At 69.7% G+C, this 19,315-nt stretch carries 17 protein-coding genes; 10 read left to right on the top strand and 7 right to left on the bottom strand.

Features of this window, described 5'->3' with window-relative positions; genetic code table 11:
• Positions 1 to 189: 189 nt before the first annotated feature.
• Together ACIBL3_RS17395 and ACIBL3_RS17390 are read right to left on the bottom strand one after the other, a co-directional pair.
• Positions 190 to 1,068: a prephenate dehydratase gene (locus ACIBL3_RS17395; protein WP_396354398.1), complete on the bottom strand. Its 879-nt coding sequence runs from the start codon at positions 1,066 to 1,068 to the stop codon at positions 190 to 192.
• 39 nt (positions 1,069 to 1,107) lie between these two features.
• Positions 1,108 to 1,923, bottom strand: a complete 816-nt coding sequence (locus ACIBL3_RS17390; RefSeq protein ID WP_396354397.1) for a lysophospholipid acyltransferase family protein — start codon at positions 1,921 to 1,923, stop codon at positions 1,108 to 1,110.
• A gap of 150 nt (positions 1,924 to 2,073) precedes the next feature.
• Here ACIBL3_RS17390 and ACIBL3_RS17385 point away from each other — a divergent pair, with 150 nt between their 5' ends.
• The 8 genes from ACIBL3_RS17385 (at position 2,074) to proB (ending at position 12,741) form a co-directional block, all read left to right on the top strand.
• The gene (locus tag ACIBL3_RS17385; RefSeq protein WP_396354396.1) at positions 2,074 to 4,335 is read left to right on the top strand and encodes a M64 family metallopeptidase; all 2,262 of its coding nucleotides are present in this window, start codon (positions 2,074 to 2,076) and stop codon (positions 4,333 to 4,335) included.
• 100 nt (positions 4,336 to 4,435) lie between these two features.
• Positions 4,436 to 4,936: a DUF1772 domain-containing protein gene (locus ACIBL3_RS17380; protein ID WP_396354395.1), complete on the top strand. Its 501-nt coding sequence runs from the start codon at positions 4,436 to 4,438 to the stop codon at positions 4,934 to 4,936.
• Between the two features lie 99 nt (positions 4,937 to 5,035).
• On the top strand, positions 5,036 to 5,863 hold the full coding sequence (locus tag ACIBL3_RS17375; protein ID WP_396354394.1) for a TIGR03936 family radical SAM-associated protein: 828 nt from the start codon (positions 5,036 to 5,038) through the stop codon (positions 5,861 to 5,863).
• Between the two features lie 145 nt (positions 5,864 to 6,008).
• Positions 6,009 to 9,143 (top strand): ribonuclease E/G, encoded by a 3,135-nt coding sequence (locus ACIBL3_RS17370; protein WP_396354393.1) that lies wholly within the window; start codon positions 6,009 to 6,011, stop codon positions 9,141 to 9,143.
• Between the two features lie 158 nt (positions 9,144 to 9,301).
• Positions 9,302 to 9,643: a 50S ribosomal protein L21 gene (rplU, locus tag ACIBL3_RS17365; protein WP_396354392.1), complete on the top strand. Its 342-nt coding sequence runs from the start codon at positions 9,302 to 9,304 to the stop codon at positions 9,641 to 9,643.
• 6 nt (positions 9,644 to 9,649) lie between these two features.
• Positions 9,650 to 9,910, top strand: a complete 261-nt coding sequence (gene rpmA / locus ACIBL3_RS17360; RefSeq protein WP_132405181.1) for a 50S ribosomal protein L27 — start codon at positions 9,650 to 9,652, stop codon at positions 9,908 to 9,910.
• 135 nt (positions 9,911 to 10,045) lie between these two features.
• Entirely contained in the window at positions 10,046 to 11,623 is a 1,578-nt protein-coding gene (gene obgE / locus ACIBL3_RS17355; protein WP_396354391.1) for a GTPase ObgE, read from the top strand.
• 5 nt (positions 11,624 to 11,628) lie between these two features.
• Positions 11,629 to 12,741: a glutamate 5-kinase gene (gene proB / locus ACIBL3_RS17350; protein WP_396354390.1), complete on the top strand. Its 1,113-nt coding sequence runs from the start codon at positions 11,629 to 11,631 to the stop codon at positions 12,739 to 12,741.
• Here proB and ACIBL3_RS17345 read toward each other — a convergent pair.
• From ACIBL3_RS17345 to ACIBL3_RS17330, 4 genes are read right to left on the bottom strand one after another with little or no spacing between them, the layout of a single operon-like run.
• Entirely contained in the window at positions 12,738 to 13,127 is a 390-nt protein-coding gene (locus ACIBL3_RS17345; protein ID WP_396354389.1) for a universal stress protein, read from the bottom strand. The two genes, proB and ACIBL3_RS17345, sit on opposite strands and share 4 nt — an antisense overlap.
• 2 nt (positions 13,128 to 13,129) lie before the next feature.
• Positions 13,130 to 14,650, bottom strand: a complete 1,521-nt coding sequence (locus ACIBL3_RS17340; protein WP_396354388.1) for a tripartite tricarboxylate transporter permease — start codon at positions 14,648 to 14,650, stop codon at positions 13,130 to 13,132.
• Entirely contained in the window at positions 14,650 to 15,153 is a 504-nt protein-coding gene (locus ACIBL3_RS17335) for a tripartite tricarboxylate transporter TctB family protein (protein WP_396354387.1), read from the bottom strand. Before ACIBL3_RS17335 ends, ACIBL3_RS17340 begins: the two co-directional genes overlap by 1 nt.
• Positions 15,153 to 16,157 (bottom strand): Bug family tripartite tricarboxylate transporter substrate binding protein, encoded by a 1,005-nt coding sequence (locus ACIBL3_RS17330; RefSeq protein WP_396354386.1) that lies wholly within the window; start codon positions 16,155 to 16,157, stop codon positions 15,153 to 15,155. The genes ACIBL3_RS17335 and ACIBL3_RS17330 overlap by 1 nt, the downstream gene beginning before the upstream one ends.
• A 149-nt stretch (positions 16,158 to 16,306) precedes the next feature.
• Here ACIBL3_RS17330 and ACIBL3_RS17325 point away from each other — a divergent pair, with 149 nt between their 5' ends.
• Together ACIBL3_RS17325 and ACIBL3_RS17320 are read left to right on the top strand one after the other, a co-directional pair.
• On the top strand, positions 16,307 to 17,923 hold the full coding sequence (locus ACIBL3_RS17325) for an ATP-binding protein (RefSeq protein ID WP_396354385.1): 1,617 nt from the start codon (positions 16,307 to 16,309) through the stop codon (positions 17,921 to 17,923).
• Positions 17,920 to 18,609 (top strand): response regulator, encoded by a 690-nt coding sequence (locus tag ACIBL3_RS17320; protein ID WP_396354384.1) that lies wholly within the window; start codon positions 17,920 to 17,922, stop codon positions 18,607 to 18,609. Before ACIBL3_RS17325 ends, ACIBL3_RS17320 begins: the two co-directional genes overlap by 4 nt.
• Here the strand turns inward: ACIBL3_RS17320 and ACIBL3_RS17315 are convergent.
• A complete protein-coding gene (locus tag ACIBL3_RS17315) occupies positions 18,595 to 19,257 on the bottom strand; it encodes a GntR family transcriptional regulator (protein ID WP_396354383.1) in 663 nt (220 codons plus the stop codon). The genes ACIBL3_RS17320 and ACIBL3_RS17315 overlap by 15 nt on opposite strands.
• Positions 19,258 to 19,315 lie beyond the last annotated feature (58 nt).

Genomic DNA, 19,315 nt, shown 5'->3' with positions numbered 1-19,315 from the left:
GGCGACGCCAACGTAGACAGCTGGCCCACCTTCATCCACTCGCAGGCAAGCTCCTCGCCCAGAGCCAGTTCCTACTCGGCGGCCAGTACACCTGGCTCAAGCTCCCCCTCGCCGCCGGCGAGACCGACCTCGAGTTCACCAGCCTCCCCAACCAACACTGGCACCTAACCGCCCTGGTGCTGCTGTAGGTCAGTGGTGGGGGCGGAGGGCTCGGTTGGCGGCTGGTTCGGCTATTTGGGCGCGGAAGGGGTGGGCCGGGTAGACGCCGAGGAGGCGGACCTCGACCGAGAAGAAGGCGAGTTCTTCCAGGGCCAAAGCGACGTTCGGCTCGTCCGGGTGGCCTTCGATGTCGGCGTAGAACTGGGTGGCGAAGAACATGCCGCCCAGCTGGTACGACTCCAGCTTCGTCATGTTCACGCCATTGGTCGCGAACCCGCCGAGCGCCTTGTAGAGCGCGGCCGACACGTTGCGCACGCGGTACACGAAGCTGGTGATGATCGGGCCCGAGCCGACCGGAGGTACGTCGGGCTCCCGGGACAGCACCAGGAAGCGGGTGGTGTTGTGGTGCTCGTCCTCGACGTCGCTGGCCAGCGTCTCCAGGCCGTACAGGTCGGCAGCGGCCCGCGGCGACAGCGACGCGACGGTCGGGTCGCCGAGCTCGGCCACCTCGCGGGCCGACCCGGCCGTGTCGTCGGCGACCACGGTCGCCCAGCCGTGCTCGCGGATGATCTTGCGGCACTGTCCGAGCGCGTGGACATGGCTGCGGACGGTCCGGATCTGGTCGATCGACGTACCCGGAACGGCCAGCAGTTGGAAGTGGATCGGCAGGAAGTACTCGCCGACGATGTGCAGCCCGGACTCCGGCAGCAGGTGGTGGATGTCGGCCACCCGGCCGGCGATCGAGTTGTCCACCGGGATCATCGCCAGCCCGGCCCGGCCGCTGCTGACCGCCTCGAGCGCGTCCTCGAACGTCGTACAGGGCAGCTGCTCGCGGTCCGGGTACATGTCGGTGCACGCCATCGCCGAGTTGGCGCCTGGCTCACCCTGGTAAGCGATCGGTCCGTCCACGATCTCCCAGGGTAGACCCCGGCCGTCTCGGCAACCGGATCAGGTGTCCGACTTGCGGACCTTCTTCGGTGCCCCGGTGACCGCGCGACCCTCCAGCGCCTTGGCCTTCGTGGCGTACATGTCGATGTACTCCTGGCCGGACAGCTCCATGATCTTGTACATGATCTCGTCGGTGACCGCGCGCAGGATCAGCCGGTCGCCCTCCATCCCCTCGTACCGCGAGAAGTCCAGCGGCGCGCCGAACTTGATCGTCGGCGGCGCCATCGAGGCGACGATCTTGCCGGGTGGCGCGACCCTGTCGGTGCCGATCACGCCGCACGGGATGACCGGGACCTTGGCCTCCAGCGCCAGCCGGGCGACCCCGGTCCGGCCCTTGTACAGCCGGCCGTCGTGGGAGCGGGTGCCCTCGGGGTAGATGCCGAACAGTTCGCCGCGCTCCAGCACCTTCATCCCGGCCCGCATCGCGCCCTCGGACGCCGAGCCGCCGGACCGGTCGATCGGCACCTGGCCGGTGCCCTTGAAGAACCCGCGCTGGAACCGGCCCTTGATCCCGGCGCCGGTGAAGTAGTCGGACTTCGCCACGAAGGTGACCCGCCGGCGCAGCACCAGCGGCATGAAGATCCAGTCCGCGTAGGACAGATGGTTGCTGGCGATGATCGCCGGGCCCTCGGCGGGGATGTTCTCCGCGCCGACCACGTTCGGCCGGAAGATGCGCTTGACCGGCGGGCCGATCAGCACGTTCTTCAGCACCCAGTAGATGCCCTTGCCATCGCCGTCCCCGGCCCCGTCCACACCACGGTCCGCCGGTGGCACCCGGTCCTCCTCGGGCCGCGGTGGCTGCGCCGGTTCCGTCATCGATGTCCTTTCCTCACAGTTCCCCGAGTGCTCATGATGCCGCACGAGCGCCCCGATTGGCGTGTACCGCGGCACGCGTGAACTCCTGACACGAGTCGCCGTCGCTCCGTAAGCTGCTCACGCCAGTGTCGCCCGGCTGGGGGAGGTCTTGTGAGGACAAGAGGACTGACGGCAGTGCTCGGCGTGGTCGCGGCGGTGTTCGCCGGCCTTCCAGCGGTCGCCGGAGCCAGTACGACGACCGCCGTCGAGGCCAAGGTGGTCCCGCTCCAGGTCACCGGACCGGCGGCGTCGAGGTTCAACCTGGTGGTGATGGGCGACGGCTACACCGCCGCCGAGCTGCCGAAGTTCCGGGAGCAGGTCGACAAGCACCTGAACGTGCTCTGGAGCATCGAGCCGTTCAAGTCGTACCGGAACTACCTCAACGTCTACGCGGTCGAGATCCCGTCACCGCAGAGTGGCGTCGACTGTGATCCGGACCTCAGCTCGCCGAAGGTCGACACCCCGTTGCAGATGGGCTTCTGGGGCGGCTGCAACCCGAACAGCGTCCAGCGCCTGCTGACCGTCAGCTCGACCGCGGCGATCCAGTACGCCGACCTGGTCGCCGGGACCACGACGGCCAACCGCCAGATTCTTGCTATCGGCAACAGCGACACGTACGGCGGCGCCGGCGGGACGTACGCGACGGCCTCCGGCGGGAACGCCCTGTCCGCCCTGATCACCCCGCACGAGCTCGGTCACTCGCTCGGCGGCCTGCAGGACGAGTACGACTACTACGCCCGCGGCGAGCGTGGAGCGCCGTACCAGGGCGGTGAACCGTCGTCGATCCACCACACGTTGCTGACCGAGCAGCAAATGCGGGACCAGCAGCAGAAGTGGTTCCGCTGGCTGGGTGAGCCGTCCGAGTCCGGCGGCACCATCGGCCGCTACGAGGCCGGGATGTACGCCGGTTCCGGGGTTTGGCGGCCGAGCAGGCACTCGATGATGAAGACGCTCGGCTACTACTTCGACCAGGTGTCACGGGAGCGGATGACGCAACGCATCTCGTCCCGGGCATCGCTGTTCCAGGGCAGCACTCCGGTCGGCCAGGTCGCCGCGGACCAGGTGGTCTGGCTGCAGACGCTGCACCCGGTCAGCCACGAGCTTGACGTGACTTGGACCGTGGACGGTACGGCGCTCTCGACCGGCAACCGCCGTGCCGTCGACCTCTCCACGCTCGACCTGACACCTGGTCTGCACACGCTGACCGCGAAGATCGTCGATCCGACCACGTTCATCCGCGATCCCGCCGTACGGCCGACTGCTTCTCGCACGTGGACGATCAACACGTCGCTGACGGCTCAGGCATCGGCGGAGCCGGTCGAGTTCACCGGGTCGACGTCGACCGAGCATCCGGTGAGCGCGGACGAGGTCGTGTACGCCGAGACGACTCAGTCGGACACGGTGCAGCCGGCGATCGAGTGGAAGGTGGACGGCAAACCGGTCGCGAACCCGGGCAACGACCTGGACTTCGACCTCGAGCCGCTGAAGCTGACCGGACGGCACACGCTGACGGCGACGGCAGCCGGCCAGACGCTGACCTGGTCGGTCGACGGGACCGAGCCGGTGGTGACGTCGACGCTGTCGAAGCCCTTGCTGACGGTGCAGAAGCCGACTGGGCCGGAGTACGTCTTCAACGACGCGTTCACCATGCAGTTGGCGGCGACGGACGACAGCGACGGGTACGTCGTACCGGAGTTCCGGGTGAACGGGGACGGTTGGTACAACTACTACGGCTGGCCGACCGATGCGTCCGCGCCGTTCCGGTTCACCGCCGAGGGGACCGCGATCGACCAGCTGGTCTACGGCAAGCTCGGAGTGCCCCGGGTGGTGCCGTGGGACGATGTGCCGAGCGGGTATGGGCGCCATCAGGTCGAGTTCCGCGCCATCGATGCCTCCGGCAACATCGGGACCCCGCGCCGGTTCGCTGTCACGCTGCTGCGGCCGGCCCCGGCGTGTACGACCACGGTGACCGGAGTGCACGGGCCGCTGTACCTGCGGTCCGGCGTGACCTGCCTGACCGGCGCCACCATCAACGGCCCGGTCGTGGTCACCGCTGGCGCGTCCGTGGTCGCCACTGACAGCCGGGTGCTCGGTCCGGTCCGTGCGGACGGCGCGGCCGATGTACACCTGCTGCGTAGCCGGATCGACGGGCCAGTGAGCGCTGACGGAGTGACCAGGAGCCTGGTCGCGGTCGGGACCACGGTCGACGGGCCGGTGTCCGTGACCGGATCGCGTACGACGGAGGCCGCCGTACTGGCTGGGAACACGGTCGACGGACCGCTGAGCTGCTCGGGCAACACACCGGCTCCGGTCAACCTGGAGGCCCTCAACCAGGTCGCCGGGCCGCGGTCCGGCCAGTGTGCGCGGTTGTGAGTCCCGCAGACATGGAGATGAGTTTCGGCGACATGTCCGTGGCCTGTCCGGTGCCCTAGCTTTTCGGTGCGGGATGGTCCCGCCGTATCGGAGGGATGAAATGAACGGACTGCGGGTGGCGTCGTTGCTGGCGGCGACGATGACGACCGGGCTGATGGCGGGCGTGTACGGGATCTACTCGAACGCCTTCATGCCCGGGCTGGCGAAGACCGACGACAAGACGTTCGTCGGCGCGTTCCAGGCGACCGATCGAGCCATCACGAACCCGCTGTTCCTGCTGGTCGGGTTCCTCGGCGCGGCGGTGTTCACGGCGGTCGCCGGTCTGCTCAGCCTGCGCGAGGACGCGCTGCCCTGGATCGCGGTGGCGTTCGTGCTGTACCTGGTCACGATCATCCTCACGATGGCGGTGAACGTGCCGCTGAACGACGCGCTCAAGGCAGCCGGCGACCCGAACACGATCGACGTCGCCGCCGCCCGAGCCGCCTTCGACGAGACCAAGTGGCGAGCCTTCAACCTGGTCCGCGTCGTCCTCAGCACCGTCGCCTTCGGTCTCCTCGCCTGGTCCCTCTACCTGACCGGCAAATCAGCCGCCCAACCCTGACACGCCCCGGCGCAACCCCAGCGGAGCCGCCGATCGACCGGAAACCGCTTCCCGTCGCACCGTGTGCTACCGGGCGGGGGTGCCTGAGAGGATGGGCGGGTGGCACCAGTTCAAGCTCCGCCGTCGCAGCAGTTGCCCGCGATCCAGAAGTTGCGGGTCCGGTTCGCCAAGCGCGGGCGGCTGCGATTCACCTCACACCGCGACTTCCAGCGGGCCTTCGAGCGCGCCGTCCGGCGGGCCGAGTTGCCGGTGGCGTTCTCGCACGGCTTCAGCCCGCACCCGAAGATCTCGTACGCCGGTGCCGCGCCGACCGGAGCCGCTTCCGAAGCGGAGTATCTGGAGATTTCGCTCACACACGAGCGGGACGCCGAGCAGGTCCGCGCCGCCCTGGACGAGGCGCTGCCGCCCGGCCTGGACGTCCTCGAAGTAGTCGTCGCCGGTCCTGGGTCGCTGGCCGAGCGGCTGGAGGCCAGCGAGTGGCAGATCGCCCTGCCTGGCGCGGATGCGGCCGCCGCGGAGGTCGCGGTGGCGGCGTTCCTGGCCCGGGACGAAATCTTGGTCGAGCGCATGACCAAACGGGGAGTTCGCTCGTTCGACTGTCGGGACGCCGTTCTCCGACTCACCGTCGCGAGTGAACCGGCCCAGGTTGCGACGTGTGCGATACTGCAAGTGGTGTTACGGCACGGAACCCCGGCCGTGAGACCCGACGACGTTCTCGCCGGCGTGCTCGAAGTAGCGACGCTCCCGGTGACGGGCCCGGCTCTTTTGACCAGGCTCGCCCAGGGCCCGCTCATCGCGGCCGCAGGCACGGTGGACGACCCGCTCGCTCGTGACCGCGACGCCACCCAGGCGACCGCGACCGGCCAGGCGGACGACCACCAGACGCACACAGCGGAGGGCGACGCCGCCGCTCCCTCCGAGCCCTGAGCACGGGCGGAGCGGATCCAGCAGGCTTCCGCCCGTGCCGGCACCGACGCCGGCGCGTGGCGAACCGTGACCGCCTTGTGGCTGCGTCCGGACCCGTGACAGGGGTCGCAGGATGCGCCAGAGGGCTTGAGGAGACCCGCACCACATGCTCGACAACGAGCCGACCACCGAGGCAGCCGACACGGCTGCACCAGCCCAGCAGCCACCCGCTCGCAAGACAGCGAAGAAGGCGCCTGCTGCGAAGAAGACCACGACCACCCGCAAGCGGACGGCCAAGAAGGTTGCCGCCGAGGAGGTCCCCACCCAGTCGGACGGCGAGACCGCCGACCCGGCTCCGGTGAAGAAGGCGGCCGCCAAGAAGGCAGCCGCCGCCAAGAAGACGACGGCCAAGAAGGCCGCCCCGGCGAAGAAGGCAGCGGCCAAGAAGACCGCCACCAAGCGGCCCGCGAAGAAGGCCGCCGCCCAGGACGCGTTCCCGGAGCTGAGCGAGGCGGAGACCTCCACCGCTGACGCCGGTCCGGTCGTCGAGAACGCCCCGGCGCCCGCCAAGAAGACCACGCGGAAGCGTACGGCGAAGAAGGCGGCCACCCCTCCGGTGGACGACCTGGTCGCCGAGCAGTCCCCGGTCACCGACGGCCCGGTCGTCGACGCCGAGGTGGAGACCGACGAGGCTGACGCCGGTGCTCCGGCCGAGGTCGCCGTACAGGAGGAGGCTCCGCAGCGGCGGACCCGGCGACGGGCTCCGGCTGCGGCCGCGGTGCTGTTCCAGGCGCCGACCGACGTACCGAAGCAGGCGCCTGCGCAGGCCGCGGCGACCAGCCCGGTCGAGGCGACGCCGGAGACCACTGAGACCACTGAGCCGGGTGCCGACGAGCAGCCGACCACCACGCGGCGCCGCCGCAGCCGTCGCGGCCGCGACACCGAGGCCCGCGAGCCCGAGGCGCGCGACGCCGAGGAGGTCGCTGCCGACCGCGCCGAGCCGGTCAAGGAGGCGGCCGCGGCCGTCGCCGAGACCACCGAGGATGCCAAGGCTGCCGAGGCCGACGCCGAGTCCGAGGACGGCGACGACAGCGGTGAGGGCACGCGCCGCCGTCGCCGGCGCCGTGGTGGCCGTCGCCGCCGCAAGTCCGGTGACGCCGACGGCGCCGAGGACAGCTCGGACGAGCAGTCCGACGACGACGAGCACGACGAGCAGGACAGCGCGGCCGGCTCGGACGACGAGCAGGACGCCGCGGACGGTGACGACGACGAGGGCTCGGGCAGCTCCTCCCGCCGTCGGCGCCGGCGTCGCCGCCGCCGTGGCGAGGACAGCGGCGCCTCGCCCGACGACCCGGACGAGACCGTCGTCCGCGTCCGCGAGCCGCGCAGCAAGAACACCGCCAACGAGATCACCGCGGTCGAGGGCTCGACCCGGCTGGAGGCGAAGAAGCAGCGCCGCCGCGAGGGCCGCGCCGCCGGTCGCCGCCGGGCGCCGATCGTCACCGAGGCCGAGTTCCTGGCCCGGCGCGAGTCGGTCGAGCGGACCATGGTGATCCGGTCCCGCGAGGACCTGACCCAGATCGCCGTGTCCGAGGACAACGTCCTGGTCGAGCACTACGTCGCCCAGGCCGAGCAGACCTCGCTGATCGGCAACGTGTACCTCGGCCGGGTGCAGAACGTGCTGCCCAGCATGGAGGCCGCGTTCATCGACATCGGCAAGGGCCGCAACGCCGTCCTGTACGCCGGTGAGGTCGACTGGGCCACGCTCGGCGGGGCCAACGGGCCGCGCAAGATCGAGCAGGTGCTGAAGTCCGGCCAGTCGGTGCTGGTCCAGGTGACCAAGGACCCGATCGGCCACAAGGGCGCCCGGCTGACCAACCAGATCAGCCTGCCCGGCCGGTACGTCGTCTACGTCCCACGCGGCGGCAACGGCGGAATCAGCCGCAAGCTGCCCGACACCGAGCGGAACCGGCTCAAGACGATCCTCAAGGACATCGTCCCGGACGAGGCCGGCGTGATCGTCCGGACCGCGGCCGAGGGCGCCTCGGAGGAGGAGCTGACCGCCGACGTCAGCCGCCTGCAGTCGTTCTGGGACGACATCGACAAGAAGTCCAAGAACGGCCAGGCCCCGAACCTGCTGTACGGCGAGCCGGACCTGCTGATCCGCGTCGTCCGGGACCTGTTCACCGAGGACTTCGCCAAGCTGGTGATCTCCGGCGACCGGGCCTACGACCAGGTTCGCGACTACGTGAGCAGCGTCGCGCCGCACCTGGCCGACCGGGTCGAGAAGTGGTCCGGCGAGGGCGACGTGTTCGCCAACTACCGGATCGACGAGCAGATCAAGAAGGCGCTCGACCGCAAGGTCTGGCTGCCGTCCGGCGGCTCGCTGATCATCGACCGGACCGAGGCGATGACCGTCGTCGACGTGAACACCGGCAAGTTCACCGGCTCCGGCGGCAACCTCGAGGAGACCGTCACCAAGAACAACCTGGAGGCGGCCGAGGAGATCGTCCGGCAGCTCCGGCTCCGCGACATCGGCGGCATCATCGTGATCGACTTCATCGACATGGTGCTGGAGTCGAACCGCGACCTGGTGCTGCGCCGGCTGGTCGAGTGCCTGGGCCGGGACCGGACCAAGCACCAGGTGGCCGAGGTCACCTCGCTCGGCCTGGTCCAGATGACCCGGAAGCGGATCGGCACCGGGCTGCTCGAGGCCTTCAGCGAGAACTGCGACCACTGCGGCGGCCGCGGCCTGATCCTGCATGACGAGCCGAAGGAGTCCCGCCGGCGCGACAGCCGCGGCGGTGGCGGTGGCGGCCAGGAGCAGAAGCCGGCCGCCCAGGCCGACGAAGGCGGGCGCAAGAGCTCCCGTCGTCGCCGCGGCAAGGGCCGCGCCGAAGAGGAGCAGGCCGAGCCGGAGGCGTCGCAGCACAACGGCGACGCCGCCCAGCGCCTGGCCCAGATTGCTGCGGCTTCGTCGAAGAAGGAGCACGGCGACGACGGCGCTGAGGTGACCGCGGACACGTCCGGTACGCCGGAGCCGACCGGCTACCCGGTCTCCGCCGAGGCCGCCGAGCAGGTCAGCCCGGAGGCCACCGGCTTCCCGGAGCCGGCCGAGACCGCTGCGGCGACGACCGCGGTCGATGCATCGGACGCGGCGCAGGACGAGGCGACGCCGAACGGCGCAGCGAAGACCACCCGGCGCCGGCGTAGCAGCCGGAGCCGGAGCAAGACAGCTACCGAGGGTGATGCGGCCAAGGGCGAAACCGAGGCCGCAGAGCTCGTCACAACCGGCAGTTGAGTGGCGTGTCCCCGAGCAGATGACCCGGTTTGACCCGTCTGTGAGGGGACCCGTAAACTTGAGCGTCGGCGCGCGTTCCGCGTGCCATGTTTGTGTGGGCCGCCAGGTCTGTGCAGGCCCCCGTTAGTTTCCCGAACCAGCAGAGAGTGAGATCCACGGTGTACGCGATCGTGCGCAGTGGCGGCACCCAGCAGAAGGTCGCCGTCGGCGATGTCATCGAGATCGACAGCCTGACGGACAAGGTGGGCGACACCGTGTCCCTGCCGGCGGTCCTGGTCGTCGATGGCGACACCGTGACGACCGACGCCGAGGCGCTCGCCAAGGTGGCCGTGTCGGCCGAGGTCCTGGGCCGCACCAAGGGCCCCAAGATCAACATCCTCAAGTACAAGAACAAGACCGGTTACCGCAAGCGCCAGGGGCACCGTCAGCACTACACCCAGGTCAAGGTCACCGCGATCGACGCTAAGAAACTGTCTTCCTCTGAGAAGAGTGGGAGCTGATCTGAGATGGCACACAAAAAGGGAGCTGCGTCGACCCGTAACGGTCGCGACTCCAACGCGCAGCGACTCGGCGTGAAGCGGTACGGCGGCCAGCTGGTCAACGCCGGCGAGATCATCGTCCGGCAGCGCGGCACCCACTTCCACCCGGGCAACCTGGTCGGCCGTGGCGGCGACGACACCCTGTTCGCGCTCGCCGAGGGCAAGGTCGAGTTCGGCACCCGGCGCGGTCGCCGCGTCGTCAACATCGTCCCGGCCCCGGCGGAGTAACACCGCCACCCGGACGTATTTCAAGCTCTGTCGAAGGGCGGGTCGCGGAATACCGCGGACCCGCCCTTCGGCTGTGTAAGAGGCACAGGTCTGCTGTGCCGGACAGCAACTCCTGCAGGAAGTAGAGAACCACCGATGGCGATTCCCAGCTTTGTCGATCGGGTCACGGTGCAGGTTGCCGCGGGCCGCGGCGGAAACGGGTGCGCCTCGGTGCACCGGGAGAAGTTCAAGCCGCTCGGCGGCCCGGACGGCGGCAACGGCGGTGACGGCGGCAGCGTGATCCTGCGCGTCGACCCGGACGTGACCACGCTGGTCGACTACCACCGCTCCAGCCACCGCACCGCCACGAACGGTGCCCAGGGCAAGGGTGACCACCAGGCCGGCAGCAACGGCGCCGACGTCGTCCTCCCCGTCCCGGACGGCACCGTCATCAGTACGGCGAGCGGCGAAGTCCTCGCCGACCTCGTCGGAACCGGCGCGGAGTTCGTCGCGGCCCAAGGCGGCAAGGGCGGCCTCGGGAACGCCGCACTCGCCAGCAGCAGCCGCAAGGCGCCAGGCTTCGCGCTGCTCGGTGAGGACGGCGACGAGCGCACCCTGGTCCTCGAGCTCAAGGTCGTCGCCGACGTCGGCCTGGTCGGGTTCCCGAGCGCCGGGAAGTCCTCGCTGGTCGCGTCGATCAGCCGGGCCCGGCCGAAGATCGCCGACTACCCGTTCACCACGCTGATCCCGAACCTCGGGGTGGTCGTTGCCGGTGACATCACCTTCACCGTGGCCGACGTACCCGGGCTGATCGAGGGTGCGAGCGAAGGGCGCGGGCTCGGGCACGACTTCCTGCGGCACGTCGAGCGGTGCGCGGCGCTGGTCCACGTGATCGACTGTGCGACGTACGAGCCGGGCCGTGACCCGTTGAGCGACCTCGACACGATCGAGGCCGAGCTGGAGGCGCACGGTGGGCTGGAGGACCGGCCGCGACTCGTTGCCCTGAACAAGATCGACGTACCGGACGCGCGAGAGATCGCGGAGATGGTGCAGGCCGAGCTGGAGCAGCGCGGGCTGCGGGTGTTCCCGATCTCGACCGCGAGCCACGAAGGTCTGGAAGCGCTGAAGTACGCCATGGCCGAGATCGTCGGCCAGCGGCGGGCCGCGGCGGAGAAGCCCGACACCACGCGGATCGTGATCCGGCCGCAGGCGCAGGGTGGTCCCGAGTTCAAGGTGAAGAAGCTGCCGGAGGACGGCGGCTGGCTGGTGCAGGGCGACAAGCCCGAGCGCTGGGTGAAGCAGACCGACTTCGCGAACGCGGAGGCGACCGGCTACCTGGCCGACCGGCTGAACCGGCTCGGGGTCGAGGAGGAGCTGCTCAAGCTGGGCGCGAACGCGGGTGACGCGGTGATGATCGGCGACGGGCCGAACGCGATCGTGTTCGACTTCGCGCCAGACGTCCAGGCCGGCGCCGAGATCCTGGCCCGGCGCGGTGAGGACCACCGGCTCGAGGAGGTCCGCCCGGCCGCGCAACGGCGCCGGCAGAAGGACACCGACTACCACGCCCACCGGTCCGGCGAGGTCGTGACGGACCGGTCCGAGTACGGGCAGGGCTGGGTCGAGGACGAGGTCGACATGTCCCCGGCCGAGGCCAAGCGAGCGGCAGAGAAGGCGGAGAAGCTGGCGCGCAAAGAGGCGCGGGAGCTCGAAGCCAAAAGCACAGAAGACGGTTGAACCTGATGAAACATCGCGCGGAGGCCGTGAAGGCCACGCGGATCGTGGTGAAGATCGGCTCGTCGTCCCTGACCCAGCGCGGCAAGATCGATGTGGCACGCCTGCGGCTGCTGGTCGATGCCATAGCCGCGCGCCGGGTCGAGGGGACCGAGGTCGTGCTCGTCTCCTCCGGCGCGATCGCGGCCGGGCTGGATCCGATGGGCCTGCGCACGCGACCGCGTGACCTGGCCACGCAGCAGGCGGCGGCGTCGGTCGGGCAGGGCCTGTTGATGGCTCGCTACAGCGATGCGTTCGCGGCGCACGGGCTGAAGGTCGGTCAGGTGTTGCTGACCGTCGACGACGTGACCCGGCGAAGCCACTACCGCAACGCGTACCGGACGTTCGCGCGGTTGCTCGAGCTGGGCGTCGTACCGATCGTGAACGAGAACGACACGGTGGCGACGACCGAGATCCGGTTCGGTGACAACGACCGGCTCGCTGCGCTGACCAGTCACCTGGTGCACGCCGACTTGCTGCTCCTGCTGTCCGACGTCGACGGCCTGTACGACGGAGATCCGCGCAAACCTGGTACGTCGATGGTCGCCGACGTCCGCGGACCGGCGGATCTCGAGAGGCTGAAGATCGGCCGCTCCGGTGCGTCGGGGGTCGGCACCGGCGGCATGCAGACGAAGGTGGAAGCGGCCGCAATCGCCACGGAGGCAGGGATTCCGGTCGTCCTGACGTCGGCCGCGCGGGTCGGCGACGCCTTGAAGGGCCTGCCGGTCGGCACGCTCTTCCACCCGACCGGCCGCCGCCGCAAGACCCGCCTGCTCTGGCTGGCGCACGCTACCTCGGGCCAAGGCCGCCTCCGCCTCGACGAAGGCGCGGTCCGCGCGGTGACGGAACGGCGTACGTCGCTCCTGCCCGCCGGAATCTCCGGAGTCGAAGGGACCTTCTCCGCGGGGGATCCCGTCGACCTGGTCTCACCCGCGGGAGTCGTCGTCGCCCGCGGTCTGGTCAACTACGACGCCACCGAGCTCCCTGACCTGCTGGGCCGATCGACCCGCGACCTGGCCAGGGAACTCGGAGCGGCGTACGAGCGCGAGGTAGTCCACCGCGACGATCTCGTCCTGCTTTAGGGCTTGACCGCCAGGACTGGGCAGTCGGACTGCAGCAGGATGGTTTGGGCCTGGCTGCCCATCAGGAGTTTGCCGACGGGGGAGCGGCGGCGCAGGCCGATGACGATGAGTTCGGCGTTCAGTTCGTGCGCCAGGCTGAGGATCTGCTCGGCGGCGTCCTTGCCGTCGACGAGTTGCTTGAGCTCGTGCTCGACGCCGGAATCGGCGAGCCGATGCTCGACCGAGTCCCACTGGTCGTGACTCGCGTACCGTTTGTCGACCAGGGCCTCGCCGCGGCTGGAGTTCACCACGACGAGCCGCTGGTCGCGCAGCCTGGCCTCCTCAATGGCGCTGTCGAGAGCGGCCACGCCCTCCTGGGTCGGCACGTATCCGACGATGATCGCCACGGCTACTCTCCCTTCTCGGCAGGCTGGGGTACGGCGGCTTCCTTGCGGGGCCGCAGCCGGCCGACCAGCGGCGGAACCACGAGCACCAGCAGGATGACGACGTACACGGTCTTGGAGAACCAGGTGTTGTAGAGACCGCTGACGGCGCCGTCGCTGATCTGCAGCGCGCGCCGCATCTGCTCCTCCGCGGTCGGGCCCAGGATGATGCCGATGATCGCCGGCACCACCGGCAGCCCGTAGCGGCGCATCCCGAAGCCGAGCGCGCCGAGTACGAACAGCAGCCACAGGTCGAAGGTGGACAGGTTCGCGGCGTAGGCGCCGATGCTGGCGAAGAACAGGATGCCGGCGTACAGATACGGCCGGGGGATCCGGAGCAGCTTGGCCCACACTGGCGCCAGCGGCAGGTTCAGCGCGAGCAGGATCGCGTTGCCGATGAACAGGCTGGCGACCAGGCCCCAGACCAGCTCCGGCTGCGTGTCCAGCAACCGGGGGCCGGGCTGGATGCCGTACACCCCGAAGGCGCCGAGCATCACCGCGGCGGTCGCGGTGGTGGGGATCCCCAGCGTGAGCAGCGGAACCAGACCGCCCGCGGCCGACGCGTTGTTCGTCGCCTCGGGACCGGCGACGCCCTCGATCGCACCCTTGCCGAACTCCTCGGGGTGCTTGGTCAGCTTCTTCTCGGTCACGTAGGACAGGAAGGTCGGGATCTCCGCGCCACCGGCCGGTACGGCGCCGAACGGGAAGCCGATCGCGGTCCCGCGCAGCCAGGGCTTCCAGGATCGGCGCCAGTCGTCCCGGTCCATCCGGGCGGCGCCGACCGGGATGATCTCGGCCGGGGCACGACGTAGGTGCGCGGCGATCCACAACGCTTCGCCGACCGCGAACAGGCCGACCGCGACCACCACGACATCGATGCCGTCGGCAAGTTCCGGGATGCCCAGCGTGAGCCGCTGCTGCCCCGAGGTCGGGTCGATCCCGATCAGGCCGATCAGCAGTCCGATCGCCAGCGAAGCCAGGCCGCGGATCTTCGACGAGCCGAGCACCGTGGTGACGGCGACGAACGCCAACACCATCACAGCGAGGTAGTCCGGCGCACCCATCTTGATGGCCAGCTTGACCACCGTCGGGGCCAGCAACGCGAGGCAGAGCGTGCCGATGGTGCCGGCCACGAACGACCCGATCGCCGCGGTTGCCAGGGCGGCGGCCGCGCGGCCTCTTCGGGCCATCTTGTTGCCTTCGATCGCGGTGATGACCGAGGCACTCTCACCTGGTGTGTTCAGCAGGATCGAGGTGGTCGAGCCGCCGTACATGCCGCCGTAGTAGATGCCCGCGAACATGATGAAGGCCTGAGTCGGCTCGAGCGCGTAGGTCAGCGGCAGCAGCAGCGCGATCGTCATCGCCGGGCCGATGCCGGGGAGGACGCCGATCGCGGTGCCGAGCAGGACGCCGACGAAGGCGTACAGCAGGTTGGTCGGTTGGGCCGCGGTGGCGAATCCGTTCAGCAGTTCGGAGAATGCGTCCATCACAGGATTCCCTTGAGGATGCCGACCGGCAGGGCGATGCCCAGCGCGAGGTTGAACAGGTACCAGGTGCCGACCGACAGCGCGATCGAGATGATCGCGTTGCGGATCAGGTGCCGGCTGCCGAGCGCGTACGTCGTACCGAAGAACAGCACCGCGCCCGAGACCGGCCAGCCGAGGCGCTCGATCAGCAGGATGTTGGCCAGGAACGCCGCGGCCAGCAGGCCGAGCGTCTTCCAGTCGCTGCCGTGCCCGAGGTCGACGTCCTCGCCGGCCTCCTGCTCACCCCGCCCGCCGCGCAGGATGTTGATCGCGAGCAGTACGGCAGTCAGGATCAGCAACCCGCCGACTGCCAGCGGGATCGTCTTGGCGTCGACCGGTCCGCGCGCCTGCAGCTCGGGGAGCCGCAGCGCGTCGACCACGGCCCAGGCGCCGAGGATCAGGAGCAGGAGGGCCACTCCGAGTTCGGAGCGGCCCTGCTGCGCGCTCGTGGCCGGGGTGCTCATCAGGCCACGAGACCCAGTTCCCGCAGGACGCCGGCGACCCGGTCGTTCTCCGCGGTCAGGAAGGTCTTGAACTCGTCACCGGTCTGGAACGCGTCGGTCCAACCCTGGTCGGCCAGCGTCTTCTTCCACTGCTCGGAGGCGTGCATCTTGGTCAGCAGGTCGACGTACTGCTGCTTCTTCGCGTCCGACAGCTCCGGTGGCGCGACGATCCCGCGCCAGTTGGTGAAGACCAGGTCGACGCCCAGGCTCTTCAGCGTCGGGGCGTCGACGCCCTCCACCGGGGTCTCGGTGGTGACCGCGAGGATCTTCACGTCACCGGTCTTGGCCTGCTCGGCGACCTCGCCGATCCCGGTCGCCGCGAACGCGACCTTCTTGCCGAGCACCGCGGTCAGCAGCTCGCCGCCGCCGTCGTACGGCACGTAGTTCACGTCCTTCGGCTGCACGCCGACCGCCTTGGCCAGCAGCATCGGGGTCAGGTGGTCCGGGCCGCCCTGGTTCGACGCGCCGCCCACCGGCACCTTGCCCGGATCGGCCTTCCAGGCCGCGACCAACTGGTCCAGGCTGGTGTACGGCGATCCCTTCGGCACCACGATCGCCTCGGCCTCCTCGATCAGCTTGGCGATCGGGACGGTGTCCTGCAGGGTGGCCTTCGACTTGTTGGTGTAGACGGCCCCGACCACGCCGAGACCCATCTGCATCAGGATGTCTTCCTTGCCTTTCTCGTTCACCAGCCGCTGCAGGCCGACGGTGCCACCGGCGCCGGCGGTGTTGAACACCTCGACGGTGTCGGTCAGCTTGGCGTCCTGCATCGCCTTCCCGGCGGCGCGGGCGGTGGTGTCGTAGCCGCTGCCGGCGGAGTTCGGCACCAGGACGCGCAGGCCCTTCACCGGGCCGCTGTCGGTGCCGCCGGAGGCGTTGTCGTCGGCGCTGACGCCACAGCCGGTGGCCGCGACGGCGAGCGCCACCACGGTGGCGATGCTGGTGAACCAGGTCCGTGCTTTCACGGCGGTCTCCTTGGTTGCAGGGGGTCCGGTCGCCGTCAGCGTCCCGCGCACCTGCTGAGGGTGTCACCGTTGTGAACGCAATGTGCGTTGTGTTCATTGTGCTCACGCCAAAGATGGCGCGATCCGGCGCTCCCGAGCACAATCGAGCCGTGAAACCGAGGTGGCGAGCACTCCTTGGCCGGCGTCGCTGGACGCTGGCCGGGCGGATGCTGGCCATGCAGCTGCTGATCGTGCTGGTCGTGCTGTTCGGCGTCGCCGCGGCCTCGGTGGCCCAGTCCAACGCGCGGTTCCGCGACACCGAGGGCCGACGCGCGCTCGCCGTCGCCGACTATCTGGCCGTGACGTCGGGCGTGCGGAAGGCAGCTGCTTCGAACGGCACCGAATCCGTCGGCCAGGCGCAGGCCCAGGTCGATTCCGTCCGGACGTACTCCGGTTCGACGTACGTCATGGTCGCGCTGCGCGACCGGCGCGTCATCGCCTCCACCGATCCGTTGCCAAAGAATTCGGTGGTTCGGGTGCAGGCGACCGACGCGTTCCTCGGCCGCGGCTGGGTGGGGCAGGACGAGACGACCGGTGCCGCGCTCGCGATGGCGCCGATCCTCAACGACCCGAGCGGAGCAACTGATGGTGTGGTGGTGGTCGGCCGGCAGTATCCGTCCCTGCTGGACAACCTGCGTGAGGCAATTCCCAATCTGCTGACGTATCTGGGCATCGCGAGCCTGCTCGGCGTAGTGGGCTCGTTGCTGCTGGCAAGAACCGTCAAACGGCAGACGCTGGGCCTGGAGCCGCGGGAGATCACCGGGCTGGTCGAGCAGCGGGAGGCCCTCCTGCACGGCATCAAGGAGGGCGTGCTCGCGGTCGACCTGCAGTGGCGGATCACGATGGTGAACGACCAGGCCGCCCACCTGCTCGGCATCCCGGTGGCCTCCGCCGGGCAGGCGCTCGGCGACGTCGACGACACCGGCCGGCTGGTGGAGATCTTCGACGGGCCGCAACCCGTGACCGACCGGATCCTGCCGCTGCACGGGCGGGTGCTCACCTCGAGCCGGATGCCGGTCCGCAGTCACGGCCGGCAGATCGGCTGGGTCGCGACGTTCCGGGACCGGACGGAGCTGCTCGAGTTGCAGCGTGAGCTCGACCTGACCCGCAACACCACCGACACACTGCGTGCCCAGGCTCACGAGTTCAGCAACCGGATGCACATCGTCAGCGGTCTCGTCGAGCTCGGCGAGTACGACGAGGTACTGCGCTACATCCAGCAGGTCGCCGCCGATCAGACCGAGCTGACGGCCGGTGTCACCGCCCGGGTCGCGGACGCGGCAGTTGCTGCCCTCCTGATCGCCAAGTCATCGCAGGCCGGCGAGCGTGGAGTGACCTTCGTGATCGAGCCGAGCAGCCTGCTGCCACGGCTGGACGAGCGGCTCGCGACCGACGTCTCGACGGTGCTCGGCAACCTGGTCGACAACGCGCTCGAAGCCGCCGCCGGAGCACCGGATCCCTTCGTGTCCGTCGAGGTGCTCGAGCGCGATGGCGCCGTACGGATCCAAGTGCGGGACTCTGGGCCGGGGGTCGACAGTGCGATGCAGCATCGGGTCTTCGCGCATGGGTACAGCACGAAGAACAGCGAGCCCGGCGACCACGGGATCGGGCTGGCGCTGGTCCGGGTGATCTGCCGCAAGCGGGGTGGCGACGTGACCGTGCACAACGATGCGGGTGCCGTGTTCGTGGCGACCCTGCCGATGCTGGCCCCGGTGGTGCGGACATGATCCAGGTGCTCGTCGTCGACGACGACTTCATGGTGGCGCGGCTGCACTCCAGCGTGGTGTCCCGGCAGCCCGGGTTCGAGGTGATCGGTGCCGCGCGCAACGGTCATGAGGCGCTGGCCGCCGTACGCTCGCTGCGTCCGGACCTCGTCCTGCTCGACATCCATCTGCCGGACATGAGCGGTCTCGAGGTGCTGCGGCGGTTTCGCGAGTCGTCGGGCGACTACCCGGTCGACGTCATCGTGATCAGTGCGGCGCGTGATCTGGAGAGCGTGCGTACGGCGTTGCGCGGCGGCGTGTTCCAGTACCTGGTGAAGCCGTTCGAGATCGAGTCGCTGCGCGGGAAACTGACGGAGTACGCCGAGCACCGGGAGGAGCTCCAGCGGTTGACCGACGTCGATCAGGCGGAGGTCGATCGGGTGTTCCGCGCGCAGGGGAGTCGTCCGGTGGCGCCGAAGGGGATCAGCCCGGAGACCACGGATCTGGTGATCCAGGCGCTCGGGGACGCTGCGGACGACGGTATGTCGGCCAGCGACTGTGCGTCGGTGACCGGGCTGTCCCGTAGCAGCACGCGGCGGTATCTCGAGCATCTGGTGACGATCGGGCGCGCAGAGATGCGGCCGCGGTACGGCGTCGCCGGTCGGCCGGAACGTCGATACCGGCTACTCAAGCGCTCAGGCGCTGGGTAGGCGCTCGCCGATTGCAGACAAGGCGGTGTCGCGGGCGGTCAGGACGTGCTGCTCAGCGAGCTGACGGGCTCGGGCGGCGTCGCGAGTCACCAACGCGTCGAGGATGCCGCGGTGCTCCTCCAGCGCGGCGGTCCGGCGGAGCTGCGACTGGTTCGTGAACGCCCGGTACCGCGCCATCTGACCGTCGACCTGCTGGTGCAGCCGGGCCGCCCAGCCGTGCGCGGCGATCTCGGCGATCTCCAGGTGGAAGTCGTGACCGGCGTTCATCGCGTCCTCGGCGAACTCGACCAGCCGCTCGTTCCGCGCCACCAGGCGGGTGAGCGCCTCGGCCCCCTCGTCGGTCATCCGCTCGGCCGCCTCCGCCGCCATCAGCCCCTCCAGCGCGGCTCGGACTGTGTAGAGCTCGTCGATTTCTTGGGCCGACAGCGACCGCACGACCATCCCGCCGGTCGGCAGCTGGTCGACCAGGTCCTCGGCCAGCAACAACCGGAGGGCTTCGCGTAGCGGCGTACGGCTCACCTGCAGCTGCTGGGAGAGCTCTGGCTCGAACAGCCGCCGACCGGGCGGCAGCTCGAGCGAGAGGATCTGCCGCTTCAGCTCGGCGTACACGACCTGGCCGCCGGAGGCGCGCCGCAGTTTGTCCGTCATCTGGTCTCTCCCTTTGCACACTTGTATACAAGTATGCTTCCGTAGTCTCAGTCATCGT

Origin of the sequence: Kribbella sp. NPDC050124, from assembly GCF_044460355.1 — a bacterium.
Taxonomy (GTDB): Bacteria; Actinomycetota; Actinomycetes; order Propionibacteriales; family Kribbellaceae; genus Kribbella.
This window is presented reverse-complemented; position numbering and strand designations above follow the sequence as displayed.